Annotated in this window: 12 protein-coding genes and 1 pseudogene; 11 read left to right on the top strand and 2 right to left on the bottom strand. The window is 67.5% G+C overall.

Annotation, left to right across the window (positions count from 1 at the left end; all coding sequences use genetic code 11):
• The first annotated feature begins 29 nt into the window (after positions 1-29).
• Both AC1RLU_RS10920 and AC1RLU_RS10925 read left to right on the top strand, forming a co-directional pair.
• Positions 30-1,232, top strand: coding sequence for a site-specific DNA-methyltransferase (locus AC1RLU_RS10920; RefSeq protein ID WP_142114944.1), 1,203 nt, complete (start codon positions 30-32; stop codon positions 1,230-1,232).
• A 101-nt stretch (positions 1,233-1,333) separates the two neighbouring features.
• Positions 1,334-2,062: a peptidoglycan-binding protein gene (locus tag AC1RLU_RS10925; RefSeq protein WP_492795523.1), complete on the top strand. Its 729-nt coding sequence runs from the start codon at positions 1,334-1,336 to the stop codon at positions 2,060-2,062.
• 5 nt (positions 2,063-2,067) lie between these two features.
• Here the strand turns inward: AC1RLU_RS10925 and mutY are convergent.
• Positions 2,068-3,105 (bottom strand): annotated as a pseudogene (mutY, locus tag AC1RLU_RS10930) (A/G-specific adenine glycosylase); the annotation flags it as partial.
• A gap of 86 nt (positions 3,106-3,191) precedes the next feature.
• On the opposite strand from mutY, the gene AC1RLU_RS10935 reads away from it, so the two are divergent.
• The 9 genes from AC1RLU_RS10935 to AC1RLU_RS10975 all read left to right on the top strand — a co-directional run bounded on the left by AC1RLU_RS10935 (position 3,192) and on the right by AC1RLU_RS10975 (position 12,014).
• Positions 3,192-3,689: a DUF721 domain-containing protein gene (locus AC1RLU_RS10935; protein ID WP_492795524.1), complete on the top strand. Its 498-nt coding sequence runs from the start codon at positions 3,192-3,194 to the stop codon at positions 3,687-3,689.
• Between the two features lie 91 nt (positions 3,690-3,780).
• A complete protein-coding gene (locus AC1RLU_RS10940) occupies positions 3,781-4,401 on the top strand; it encodes a DsbA family protein (protein WP_061964837.1) in 621 nt (206 codons plus the stop codon).
• Between the two features lie 168 nt (positions 4,402-4,569).
• Entirely contained in the window at positions 4,570-8,025 is a 3,456-nt protein-coding gene (locus AC1RLU_RS10945) for an AAA family ATPase (protein WP_492795525.1), read from the top strand.
• A 322-nt stretch (positions 8,026-8,347) separates the two neighbouring features.
• Complete coding sequence (locus AC1RLU_RS10950) at positions 8,348-8,776, top strand: AtpZ/AtpI family protein (protein ID WP_162260062.1); 429 nt, start codon at positions 8,348-8,350, stop codon at positions 8,774-8,776.
• A 42-nt stretch (positions 8,777-8,818) separates the two neighbouring features.
• Positions 8,819-9,583, top strand: a complete 765-nt coding sequence (locus AC1RLU_RS10955; RefSeq protein ID WP_061964843.1) for a F0F1 ATP synthase subunit A — start codon at positions 8,819-8,821, stop codon at positions 9,581-9,583.
• 65 nt (positions 9,584-9,648) lie between these two features.
• Positions 9,649-9,876, top strand: coding sequence for a F0F1 ATP synthase subunit C (locus tag AC1RLU_RS10960; RefSeq protein ID WP_038360954.1), 228 nt, complete (start codon positions 9,649-9,651; stop codon positions 9,874-9,876).
• A 90-nt stretch (positions 9,877-9,966) separates the two neighbouring features.
• Positions 9,967-10,578 carry a F0F1 ATP synthase subunit B family protein gene (locus tag AC1RLU_RS10965; RefSeq protein WP_492795528.1) on the top strand — a complete coding sequence of 204 codons (612 nt, stop codon included), beginning with the start codon at positions 9,967-9,969 and terminating at the stop codon, positions 10,576-10,578.
• Between the two features lie 11 nt (positions 10,579-10,589).
• A complete protein-coding gene (locus tag AC1RLU_RS10970) occupies positions 10,590-11,066 on the top strand; it encodes a F0F1 ATP synthase subunit B family protein (protein ID WP_142114938.1) in 477 nt (158 codons plus the stop codon).
• A gap of 144 nt (positions 11,067-11,210) precedes the next feature.
• Complete coding sequence (locus AC1RLU_RS10975) at positions 11,211-12,014, top strand: dienelactone hydrolase family protein (RefSeq protein WP_492795530.1); 804 nt, start codon at positions 11,211-11,213, stop codon at positions 12,012-12,014.
• Positions 12,015-12,020: 6 nt separating this feature from the next.
• On the opposite strand, the gene AC1RLU_RS10980 is transcribed toward AC1RLU_RS10975, so the two are convergent.
• A complete protein-coding gene (locus AC1RLU_RS10980) occupies positions 12,021-13,280 on the bottom strand; it encodes a L,D-transpeptidase family protein (RefSeq protein ID WP_142114936.1) in 1,260 nt (419 codons plus the stop codon).
• Positions 13,281-13,290: the final 10 nt, after the last annotated feature.

The raw sequence follows: 13,290 nt of genomic DNA on the forward strand, positions 1-13,290 counted from the left end.
CGTTGAAGTTGCGTAACGGTCTTGGTGTCATGGGTGTTTTGCGTACCGGGACCGCCAGTGCTCCCGTCCGGATTCAGGTTTCGCGTACCGGACGGCCTGCACTGGGGGCTCGGATGAAGGCCAAGGGCCTTCCCGAACATATCGGCGCTCCGCGGGAGCTGCCGCTCGATCAGATTCTCGTAGGCGACTGCGTCGCGGCGATGAACGCGCTGCCACCGGCAAGCGTCGACCTCATCTTTGCCGACCCCCCCTATAACCTCCAGCTCGGCGGCGATCTGCGCCGGCCCGACGACAGCCTCGTCGATGCCGTCGACGACGACTGGGACAAGTTCGCCTCCTTCTCCGATTACGACCGCTTCACCCGAGACTGGCTTGCGGCCGCGCGGCGCGTGCTGAAGCCGGATGGGGCGCTGTGGGTGATCGGCAGCTACCACAACATCTTCCGCGTCGGCGCGACACTGCAGGATCTCGGCTTCTGGATGCTGAACGACATCGTCTGGCGCAAGGCCAATCCGATGCCGAATTTCCGCGGCCGGCGCTTCACCAACGCGCATGAGACGCTGATCTGGGCGGCGCGCGGCGAAGCCTCCAAATACACCTTCCATTACGAGGCGCTGAAGGGCGGCAATGACGACCTTCAGATGCGCTCGGACTGGTATCTGCCGCTTTGCACCGGCGACGAGCGTCTGAAGGACGACAGCGGCGCCAAGGTGCATCCGACGCAGAAGCCGGAGGCGCTGCTGGCCCGCGTGCTGCTCTCGGCCTCCAATCCCGGCGACGTCATCCTCGATCCGTTCTTCGGCACGGGCACGACCGGCGCCGTCGCCAAGGCTCTGGGCCGCCATTTCATCGGCCTCGAGCGCGACCCGGTCTACGCCAAGGCAGCGCGCGAGCGCATCGCGGCGGTGACGCCGCTGGCGCCGGAAGCGTTTTCGACCGCGCCCTCCAAGCGTAGCGAGCCGCGCGTGCCGTTCCTCAGCCTGGTCGAGGCCGGGCTGGTGAAGGCCGGCGAGACCGTCCATGACGAGAAACGCCGCCACAAGGCCGTGATCCGCGCCGACGGCACGCTGATCCTCGGCCCGGCCGTCGGCTCGATCCACAAGGTCGGTGCGCTGGCGCAAGGCCTGCCGGCCTGCAACGGCTGGACGTTCTGGCATGTCGAGCGCCAGGGCGGACTGACCGTGCTCGACGCGCTGCGCGGCGAGATCAGGGCGCAGATGGCGGCGGCCTGAACCGCCGGCCTCGCGCCCCCTGCCCTATCGTCATATGTTCGAAGGATGCGCGTTCGCCACCGGCGCGCGCATCCTGAACATAGGACAGCGAGGGCGGCAGCATGGCGACGATCCTCAAGAACGGGTCCCGCGGACCCGAGGTCAAGACGCTTCAGGAGGCGCTGAACGCGAAACTGAAGCCGATCCCGAAGCTCGTGCCCGATGGCCAGTTCGGCACCATGACCCACAACGCGGTCCTGGCCTTCCAACGCAAGAACTGGCTGGTCGAGGATGGCCAGGCGGGACCTGCGACCCAATCCTGTCTCTACGACACCGAGGCCTTCGCGCCGATCCTGCACAATGTTCCCTTCATCGCGCAGCCGACCAACACGACCTGCTGGGCGACCTCGACGGCGATGATGAAGAAATCGACCGTGCCGATCATCATCGCTAGGACGCCGCCGGACATGATCGCCTCCGATGGCGGGCTGCTGAACTCCTCCGAAAGCGACCAGGCGATCGTGACCGGCCAGCGCTATGGCCGCATCCATGGGCTGCGCTGCAACGCGCCCCAGTCCTGGTCGGTCGAGCAGCTCAGGCAGGCGGTGGCCCGTGGGCCGCTGATGTTCGACATGCTCTGGCGTGTCGACGAGTACACGGCCGGTCGCGGCAGCCCCGGCCACATGATCGTCATCGTCGGCATGCGCGGTGACGGCAATCCTGACGGCACCGGCACGACGCTGCGCATCCACGATCCCTGGCCGCCGAACCGCGGCAAGATCTACTCGAAGGGCTATTTCAAATGGTCCGTCGAACTGCCGACGATGACCTATCGCGTCTTCGAGCTATAGAGGCCGGCGCGCTCGACGACCTTCAGCATCAGGCTCGGCAGCGGTTCACCGGCAAGGTTCGCCAACTTGGTGAAACGCATCCCGGCCGGGGCCTGCGTGCGCTCGGGAACGCTGCCGGTGAAGACCGTCAGCTCCAGCGGGAAATGCGTGAAGACATGGCGGACCGGTTCCACGACCTGGGTCCAGCTCAGCGGCAATGGCGCGTCCTGCGCGGCACCGTCGAGTTCGTAATCGGCCCGCCATTCGCTGGTCGGCACCTCGGCCATGCCGCCGAGCAGGCCCTTGGCGGGTCTCGTGCGCAGCAGGATCGCGCCATCCGCACGCGCCAGCACGAAGGCCGCGCCGTAGCGCGTCACTCCGGCCTTCTTCGGCGCCTTGCGCGGAAAACTCTCCTGCATGCCGGCAATTCTGGCTTGGCACGGCTCGCGCCAGGGGCAGAGGCCGCAGGCCGGACTGCGCGGCGTGCAGATCGTGGCGCCGAGATCCATGAGCGCCTGGGCGAAATCGCCCGGCCGATCGTGCGGCAGCAACGCCAGAACCTTCTCGCGAATCAAGGATCGGGCGCCGGGCAATTCGTCCGCGATCGCGAAGAGACGGGTCATCACGCGCTCGACATTGCCGTCGACTGCGGCAGCCGGCCGGTCGAAGGCGATCGCCGCGACGGCGCCGGCCGTGTAGGCGCCGATGCCCGGCAGGGCGCGCAAGCCCTCCTCCGTATCCGGGAAACGGCCGCGATGATTCTCCATCACCGCCTGGGCGCAGGCATGGAGATTGCGGGCGCGCGAATAATAGCCGAGCCCGGCCCAGGCCTGCATGACCTCTTCCGAAGCCGCCTCGGCGAGAGCCTGCACTGTCGGAAAGCGGGCCATGAAGCGCTCGTAATAGGGCTTCACCGCCGTGACCGTGGTCTGCTGCAGCATGATCTCGGAGGCCCAGACGCGATAGGGATCGGGCCGTTCGCCCGCAACCGCACGCCAGGGCAGCGCGCGGCGATGGCGGTCGTACCAGTTGAGAAGATCGGCGGCGCGGGCCTCGGGGGTCATGACCCGGATGTAGCGCAGCCATGGGTGACCGCAAGCGGCTTCATGCACCGCTTGCAGGCGACCGTGCCCGCGCCCACAATAAAGCCATGTCCGCCAAACCCCTCGCAGAGCTGATCGACGACTGCATCGCGCCCGCGCTCGCCGCGCAGGGTTTCGCGGGACGCGCCATCGTCTCGCTCTGGCCGGAGATCGCAGGCGAGCGGCTGGCGGCGCGCTCGCGCCCGCTCAAGATCGACTGGCCACGGCGCCGCCCGGCACCGGGCGAGGCTTCCGAGTCGGCGACCATGGTGGTGCGGGTCGAAAGCGCCTTCGCACTGGAGATGCAGCAGCTCGGGCCGTTGCTGGTCGAGCGCGTCAACACCCATCTCGGCTGGCGCGCCGTCGGCAAGCTCGTGCTCAAGCAGGGGCCGGTCGCGGCGCCCGTCATGTCGAAGCCGGTGCCCAAGCTGGACGGAGCGACGGCTGCTCGCGTCGAGGCTCAGGTTGCCGGCGTCGCCGACGAGGGCCTGCGCGAGGCGCTGGCCCGGCTTGGCCGGGCGGTGGCGCTCAACGCGAAAACGCGAGGCGATGACACGGCTTCGTGAGCAGCGCGGTGCGCGGCAGGATGCGCTCTTGCCACAATCGCACTGACCACTATAGCTCCAAGCGACTTTGACCTTCCGAGGATCTTTCACGATGACGAACAGGCGACAGCTCCTGACCGGCGCAGCCGGCATCGCCGCTGCCGCGCTCGCCGGTGGTAACGCCGCGCGGGCCCAGACCAAGCTGCCCGATGCCGGCCCCCTCGGGGACGTCTGGCTCGGCCCGGCCGATGCCAAGGTCACCATCGTCGAATATGCCTCGATGACCTGCTCGCATTGCGCGCATTTCCACGAGACGACCTGGCCGGAGCTGAAGAAGAAATACATCGACACCGGCAAGGTGCGCTTCACGCTGCGCGAATTCCCGCTCGATCCGCTGGCGACGGCCGGTTTCATGCTCGCCCGCTGCAACGGCAACGACAAGTACGTCCCGATGACGGACCTGCTGTTTGCGCAGCAGCGCAACTGGGCCTTTACCGACAAGCCGGTCGATGCCCTCTCATCGCTGGTGAAACAGGCCGGTTTCACACAGGAATCCTTTGAAGCCTGCTTGAAACGCCAGGACATCTATGACGCCGTCACGGTGGTGAAGGACGGTGGGGCCAAGGCTGGCGTGGATTCGACGCCGACCTTTTTCATCAATGGGCAGAAGCGATCCGGTGCGCTCACGATCGCCGAATTCGACAAGATCCTGGAGCCGCTCCTCGGCAATTGAGCGGAGCGTTTTCGCGCGCGATCCCTTCTCCCCTCGGGGGAGAAGGTGGCAGCGCGAAGCGCTGACGGATGAGGGAAGCACGGGCCGGGCAGCGCGAACCGCCCCTCACCCGTCTGCTACGCAGACACCTTCTCCCCCGAGGGGAGAAGGAAGAATAGCGGCGCGCCCATGCATCTGACGCGCCTCAAGCTCGCCGGCTTCAAGACCTTCGTCGAGCCGACCGAGTTCCTGATCGAGCCCGGGCTGACCGGCGTCGTCGGTCCGAACGGCTGCGGCAAGTCCAATCTCGTCGAAGCGCTGCGCTGGGTGATGGGCGAAAGCTCGTTCAAGAACATGCGCGGCTCGGGGATGGACGACGTCATCTTCGGCGGCTCGAACGAGCGCCCGGCCCGCAACATGGCCGAGGTCTCGCTGACCCTCGACAACAGCGACCGCAAGGCGCCGGCCGCCTTCAACGAAGCCGATGTGCTCGAAGTCACGCGCCGGATCGAGCGCGAGGAAGGCTCGACCTACCGCATCAACGGCAAGGAGGTGCGGGCCAAGGACGTCCAGCTCCTCTTCGCCGATGCCGCGACCGGCGCGCGCTCGCCGGCCCTCGTCCGGCAAGGCCAGATCAGCGAGATCATCTCGGCCAAACCGCAATCGCGCCGGCGCATCCTTGAGGACGCCGCCGGCATCGCCGGCCTGCACAGCCGTCGTCACGAGGCGGAGCTGCGCTTGCGCGGCGCGGAAGACAATCTGACTCGGCTGGAAGACGTGCTCGGCGAGATCGACGGGCAGATCGACGCCCTGCAGCGTCAGGCACGACAGGCCGGGCGCTATCGCAGCCTCGCTTCCGATATCCGCCGGGCCGAGGCGACGCTCGCCGTCATCGCCCTGCACGACGCCCGCGCCCAGGAGGCGCAGGCCACGCATGTGCTGGAAGAAGCGGTGCGCGGCGTTGCCGACCAGACCGGGCTCCAGGCCGAGGCCGCCAGGCGACAGGCCATCGCCGCGCACGAATTGCCGGCCTTGCGCGAGGGCGAGGCGACCGCCGCCGCCGCTCTGGTCAGGTTGAAGCGCGGGCTGGACGAGCTCGAAGCCGAGAACAGGCGTGCCCGCCAGCGCACTGAGGAACTCGGCAAGCGCCTCGCCGAATTGCAGGCCGACCTGTCGCGGCAGGAGAGCATCGGACGGGATGCCTCCGACAGTCTCGCCCGGCTGGCGGAAGAGGATGCCGCGCTCGGCCTGGAAGGCGATGACGCCGGATCGGGCGCCGAAGCTGCAGCGGCGGCGCAACGCGCGGCAGAGGCCGCGCTCGCTGCAGCCGAAGCCGAGCAGGTTACTGCGCAGAGCGCATTGGCCGATCTCGCCGCGCGACGCGGCGCCCTGGAACGATCGCTGCGCGAGGCTCGTGAACGGCAAGATCGGGCCGGAGCCGAACGCGACAAGCTGCGCCGCGAGCTGGAAACCCTCGATGCCTCCGATGCGAAGACGCTGCTCGACAAGCTGCGCGAGGCGCTGATCGCGGCCGAAAAGGCGCTGAAATCCGCCGATGCGGATGTCATTGCGGCGCGCGGCGCCGTCACCTCGACACGCGAGCGTGAAGCTGCACAGCGAGGCCCCCTCGCCGAGGCCGAGCGCCGAGCGCAGCGCCTCGATACCGAGATCGGCACGCTGCGCAAGCTGCTGGCGCCTGCGGCCGGCGATCGCTGGCCGGCGGTCCTCGAAGCGGTCAGCGTCGCCAAGGGCTATGAGGTCGCGCTCGGCGCCGCGCTTGGCGACGATCTCGACGCCTCGACCGAGGCGACCGCCCCCGCGCATTGGGACGATACCGGTGAAGGCCGGGACGACCCCGCCCTGCCTGCGGGCGCCGAGCCGCTGCTGGCCCATGTCAAGGCGCCCGCCGCGCTGTGGCGGCGGCTGGCGCAGATCGGCGTCGTCACGCCCGATCAGGGCGAGGCTCTGCGGCGGGCGTTGAGGCAGGGGCAGATACTCGTATCAAAGGCAGGCGATCTCTGGCGCTGGGACGGCTTCACCAGCGCGGCCGACGCCCCCTCGCCCGCGGCACGACGACTCTCCGAGAAGAACCGCCTCGCCGATCTGGAACGCGAGGCCAAGGCTGCACGGGAAGCGGCTGAGGCCGCACGCCAGGCGCTGGAAGCCGTGAGTGCAGAGGCGCGACAGGCCGCGCAGGGCGAAACCGCAGCGATCGAAGCGGCACGGCAAGCACGGCGAGGCGTCGACCAGGCCCGCGAGCAATTGACTGCTGCCGAGCGCAAGGCGGCAGAAACGCTGGTCAAGCGCTCGACGCTGACTGAGGCGATCAAACGCCTCGGCCAGGCGGTGTCCGAAGCCGAGCAGCAGGTCGCCGCTCAGGAGACGGGGCTTTCCGCCCTGCCCGCCTCCGCCGAACTGGAAAACACCCTGCTCAAGGCTCGCGTGCTCCTTGGCGAAGCCCGCGCCACCGCCTCCGATGCTCGCGCCCGCGTCCAGACGCTGGCCCGCGAAGCGGACTTGCGGACCCGACGCCGCGAGGCCATCGCGGCCGACGTTCGCGCCTGGAAGCAGCGCACCGCCGCCAGCCTGCAAAGCGCCGAGGAGACGCGGCGGCGAATCGACGCCGCGAGCGCCGAGCAGAAGACACTTCTCGAAGCGCCCGATACCTTCCTGACCGAGCGGCGGCGGCTCGTCGCCGAGATCGAGCAGGCCGAGGCAGCGCGCCGGGAGGCGGCCGACAGGCTCGCCGCCGGCGAGACGACCCTGGCAGAGGCTGATCGGCAGGCCCGCATCGCGCTCGAAGGCCTGTCCAGCGCCCGCGAACGACGGGCCTCGGCCGAAGCGCGGCTCGAGGCCGCCCGCCAGCGCGTCGCCGACATAATCAGGCAGATCGAGGATGGTCTCGATACCGGTCTCGACGGGTTGCAATCGATCGCCGGCATCAAGCCGGGCGATCCGCTGCCGGAGCCGGAAGCGGTCGAGCGGCGGCTCGCCAATCTCAAGGGCGAGCGCGAACGGCTCGGCGCGGTCAACCTGCGCGCCGAGGACGAACTGACCGAGGTGAAGGCCAAGCGCGAAGGGCTTGCCGGCGAGCGCGATGACCTGACCGAGGCGATCCGCCGCCTGCGACAGGCGATCGGGGCGCTCAACCGCGAAGGCCGCGAGCGGCTGATCGCTGCCTTCGATATCGTCAACGGCCATTTCCAGCGGCTGTTCGGCGTGCTGTTCGGCGGCGGCGAGGCCGAGCTCAGGCTGGTGGATTCGGAAGACCCCCTTGATGCCGGGCTGGAGATTTTCGCGCGGCCACCCGGCAAGAAGCCGCAGGTGATGACGCTGCTCTCCGGCGGCGAGCAGGCGCTGACCGCGACCGCGCTGATCTTCGCGGTGTTCCTGACCAATCCCTCGCCGATCTGCGTGCTCGACGAGGTCGACGCGCCGCTCGACGATGCCAATGTCGAGCGCTACTGCGACCTGCTCGTCGACATGGCCCGCAATACCGAAACCCGCTTCATCCTGATCACGCACAATCCGATCACCATGGCGCGGATGGAGCGCCTCTTCGGGGTGACCATGGCGGAACGCGGGGTGAGCCAGATGGTATCGGTCGACCTCGCGACGGCAGAGCGCATCCGCGAGGCCGGGTAAAAGCGAGGTGCGCCGTCATGCTCGGGCCTGATCCGAGCATCTCAGACAGAAGGAGGCTCCTAAGGTCTCTCGTCCCGAGATTCTCGGGCCTGCGCTCCGCTCCGCCCGAGAATGACGGCCTGGCTGTTGCGCTGCTTTGATCACGAACGCCTTGGGAAAACCCGCCGGCGCCGCTGAAAAAATGCCACATTCGCTCCCGCAATGCGGCGAGATTGTCGCACTTTGCCAGAATTTATATATATTCCAATGCGTTAGACATTATCCCCCTGTCTTGACAGCGCCGGGGGCTGCCAATAAAGGAGGCCGTGCTGACGACGGCTCGATGCGCGGGTTTGGTCGTGGTTATAGTGGTTTTTCGCGGGATCGCGACGTAAACGCGATCAAGACGGAGGCCAAGACCATGTCCGAACCCGACCCAAACGCCTCAGACTCGGAGTTGCGCGCAAGACTGGGTTCCCTGAAGACCGCGATCAAGCGGGCGGAAGAGAACGAAAAGCCGGGCGCGAGCCCGGTTGGAGAGGACAAGGCGCTTGCGGGCGCGATGTCCTCAGGCTTTCGCGCCGCGACGGATCTCGCAGGTGGCATCATCGCAGGCGCCCTGATCGGGTACCTCGGCGACCGGTGGCTGGGAACCTCTCCGTTCCTGCTGATCGCCTTCATGGTGATCGGAACCATCGCGGGCTTCAGATCCGTCTATCGGCTCGGTTCGCGTCCGACCTCCGGGTCGAAGGGCGGTCCGAAGGACAATTGATCGAAAGGCGGCCATTCAGGCCGCGCGACGAGGAACGAGACCATGGCGGCCGGCGGCGGAATCGATCCGATCCACCAATTCCACATCGCTCCGATCGTGGAGCTGAAGCCGTTCGGCATCGACCTCTCCTTCACCAACACCTCGCTGTGGATGGTGATCGTGCTCGCCGTCGTTTCCGCCATCATGATCTATGGCTCGAGCCAGCGTGCGGTCGTCCCCGGCCGCCTGCAGTCGCTCGCCGAGATGGCTTATGAATTCGTCGCATCGACGATGACGGGCGTGATGGGCAAGGACGGCCTGAAATTCTTCCCGTTCGTGTTCTCGCTGTTCATGTTCGTGCTGGCGAGCAACCTGCTCGGCCTGCTGCCCGGCTCCTTCACCGTCACCAGCCAGATCATCGTCACCGCCGCCCTGGCGCTGCTCGTCATGACGATTGTGGTGGTCTACGGCGTCGTGAAGCATGGCAGCCATTTCTTCGGCCTGTTCGTGCCGTCGGGGGTGCCCGGCTGGCTCCTGCCCTTCATGGTGCTGATCGAGGCCGTGTCCTTCCTGTCGCGCCCGGTTTCGCTCTCGCTTCGTCTGTTCGGCAACATGCTCGCCGGCCATATCGCGCTCAAGGTCTTCGGCGGCTTCGTCGTCGTGCTGCTGGGCTCGGGTGCTGCGCTGAACTACGCCATCGCGCCGCTGCCGCTGCTGCTGGCGGTTGCGCTGACGGCGCTCGAGGTCATCGTCGGCATCCTGCAGGCCTATGTCTTCGCGATCCTGACCTGCGTCTATCTCAACGACGCGCTGCACCCCGGCCACTGAGGCCAGGGGCAGCGCTCGCGAGAGTTCATCCCACCCGTCAAAACCTTCCACACTGGAGAAACACCATGGATCCTGTTGCAGCCAAGTTCATCGGCGCCGGCCTCGCCTCGCTCGGCATGGGCCTCGCCGCCATCGGCGTCGGCACCATCTTCGGCAACTTCCTCTCGGGCGCTCTGCGCAACCCGTCGGCCGCCGACGGCCAGTTCCCCCGCGCGTTCATCGGCGCGGCGCTCGCCGAAGGTCTGGGCATCTTCGCGTTCGTCGTCGCGCTCGTGCTGCTCTTCGTGGTCTGACGCTTTCGTCGACCGCTTTCTCGTCGCGCGTTCGGGCCATTTCCGGCCGACGCGCGACGGTTCCGTATCTTAAGCGCTGAAAGGCACGCTATGCCGGTTCGATCTTCAGGGTTCGCGCGACAAGGATGGCTTCTGGCTGTCGGCTCGTTCGCCACTCTGGCGGCGGGTGCGGCGCAGGCTGCCACTCCGGGCCTGAGCGGCGAGAAGGCTTCCTTCCCGCCCTTCGACCCCGCGCACTTCGCCAGCAACCTGTTCTGGCTCGCCGTCACCTTCGCCGCTCTCTACTGGCTGATGTCCAAGGTCGCGCTGCCGCGCCTCGGCTCCATCCTGGAAGAGCGCGCCGAGACGATCGGCAGGGATCTCGACCAGGCCACGCAGATGCAGGCCAAGGCCGAGGACATGGCGCAGGCCTATGAGAAGGCCCTCGCCGAAGCGCGCAAGAACGCCCAGGGCATCGCCCAGACGGCGCGCGACGCCGGCGCCAAGGCGAGCGACGCCCAGCGTCACGCCACCGAGGCCGAGCTTGCCGCTAAGATGGCGCAGGCCGAGGCGACCATCGCCAAGACCAAGACCAAGGCGATGGGCAATGTGCGCGATCTCGGCAGCGACATCGCCGTCGCCATCGTCGCCAAGCTGACCGGTCAGGCTCCGAGCGCCAGCGAGGCGTCGGCGGCTGTCGACCAGGCCCTGACGCACGGCTGAGGAGAGTTCAAATGGATACTTTCTGGGTCGGCGTCGCGCTCGTTATCTTCCTTGCCATCCTGGTCAAGTTCGGCGTGCCGGGCGCGATCGTGAAGGCGCTCGACTCGCGTGGCGAGAAGGTCGCGCAGGAGCTGGCGGAAGCCCGCCGTCTGCGTCAGGAGGCCGAGAAGCTGCTCGCCGAGTACGATGCCAAGCGCAAGGCCGCCGAGGCCGAAGCTGCCGAGATCGTCTCTTCCGCCAATAGCGAGGCCAAGCGTCTCGCGGCGGAAGCCGAAGCCAAGCTTGCCGACTTCGTCGCGCGCCGCACCAAGGCGGCCGAGGAGAAGATCGCCCAGGCCGAGAGCCAGGCCGAGGCCGAGGTTCGCGCCGCGGCTGCGGAGGCCGCCACCAAGGCCGCCGAGACCATCCTGCGCGGCCAGATGGCCGGCAAGGCTGGTGAAGCCGCCTTCGCGGCAGGGCTGACCGAGGTCAAGGCCAAGCTCAACTGAGCCTTAAGCCGATTGCTCAATCGATCGACGCCGCGCCCGCAAGGACGCGGCGTTTTTCTTTGCCCCTCTCCTGTCGGAATCCCGATGCGGGATGCGGGCCGTCACCGCAATCTGCCGTGCATCGGCGACCCCAGGAGTTTCGAGATGATCGGCCGCCTTGCCCGTGTGCTCATCGCGATCGTCTCCGTCGCTGCGGCAGCAGGCCCTGCGAGCGCCTTCGAAAAGGTCAGCTTTCCGTCGCGCGATTCGGTTGGTCTCGTCGGCTGGCTGGCGCGGCCTGCTGGGGCAGGCCCCTTCCCGGTCGTCATCGGCCTGCATGGCTGCGCCGGGCTCTACAGGCGCTCGGGCGAGATCAATCTCCGCGAGAGCGACTGGTCGGAGCGCCTCAACCGCGCCGGCTATGCCGTGCTCCTCGTCGACAGCTTCGGGCCGCGCGGCATCAAGGCTTTATGCAATGACCGCGAGCGCGCGCTGACGCCGGCTGGCCGTGCGCGCGATGCCTTCGCCGCCATCGACTGGCTGGAGAAACAGGATTTCGCCGCCAAGCAGCCCATCGCTCTGATCGGCTGGTCGAATGGCGGCTCGACGGCTTTGCGCGTCGCGGGCGTGCCTGAGGCCAAGCGCCTGCGCCATGTCATCGCCTTCTATCCCGGCTGCCGCGTCATCCTGAAGCGCGGCTGGCAGGCGCAGACCGATACCGCGATCTTCCAGGGGCTGGCCGACGACTGGACGCCGGCGGCTCCTTGCGAGGAACTGGCCCGCAGCGGCGGGGCACGTTTTGTCGGCTTTCCCGGCGCCTATCACGATTTCGACCATCCGCACCTGAAACTGCGCGAGCGCAAGGCCGCCTATTCCCAGCGGCCCGACGGTATGGTCACGATCGGCAGCGACCCGAAGGCTCGCGCCGAGGCGATCGACGCAGTCATGGCGATCCTGAAGCGCCCCTGAGCGCGCTCAGTTGCTAGCGGTCGCCGTCGCTGCCGGCGGATTGCCCGAGGCTGCTATCGGCGCCGCCACAGGCCTTGCCGGCGGGATCACCGCCGCCTTCGGCTTCGGCTTGCGGGCCTGGATCGTCGAGGTGACGATGCCTTGCGGCGTATCCAATCCATAGATGTCGTCGCGGAACTGAACCTGGCCGTCGGCACCCTGCCAGCCGGTGAGATAGACCCATGCGACCGGGACCGACTTCTTCAGCGTAATGTTCTTGCGCTCGCCCTTGGCAATCTCGTCCTCGATCGACTGGCGGGTCCATTCCGAGCCTTCCAGCAGCCAGGCGGCGAGGTCGCGGACGCCCTCGATGCGGGCGCAGCCGGAGGAGTTGAAGCGCACGTCGTTGCGGAACAGCGTCTTCTTCGGCGTGTCGTGCATGTAGACAGCTTCGCTGTTGGGCATGTCGATCTTGAGCTGGCCGAGAGAGTTGGTCGGCCCCGGCTCCTGCCGGACGTAGAAATAGGGGCTCTTCAGCGTCGCCCAGTTGACGCTCGCCGGATCGATTTCCTTGTTCTCGGCGCCGAGCAGCTTCATGTTCGACTTGGCGATGAAGCCTGGATCCTTGCGCATATGCGGGATGATGTCGGCCTTCACGATCGACATCGGCGCCGTCCAGTAGGGATTGAGGTTCACCGAGGTGATATTGGCCTGGATCACCGGCGAGGGCCGGTCCGGGCGACCGACGATGGCGAGATGGCGCTGGGCGACCGTGCCGTTCTCGACCGCCTCGACGCTGGCGCCGGGGATGTTCACCACGACATAGCGGCTGGCAAAGTTGAAGCCGTTGCCCTTGAGGCGCTCCAGCGTCGCGGTGAGCTGGTTCAGGCGCGATTCGACCGGCGTGTTCATCGCCTTCAGGGTCAGGCGCCCGACCGTGCCCAGATCCGACAGGCCGTGCCGACGCTGGAAGCGCTTCACCGCCTCGGTCACGTTGGCGTCATAGACGTCGCCGGCAATGGCCTCGGACGCGAGATCGCCGCTGGCGAGCAAACGCTGCTTCAGAACAGTGACATCCGGCCCTTGCGAATCCGGCTTCAGCGCAGTGACGCTCGCCGGCACCTTGGGCCAGCCGCCGCGATTGGCGACGTCCTCATGGGCGATCAGCGCCTCGAGCGTGCGGTCATAGGTGTTGGGGCCGTAGCTCGGCTCGTTGGCACGCACGAGCGCCGTCGAGGCCAGCAGAGCCGCAGCCGCAAGAGCGAGGATGGAGGGACGCGCAGACATGAAAACCCCC

It is taken from the genome of Allobosea sp. GW822-FHT05A11 (assembly GCF_058800455.1).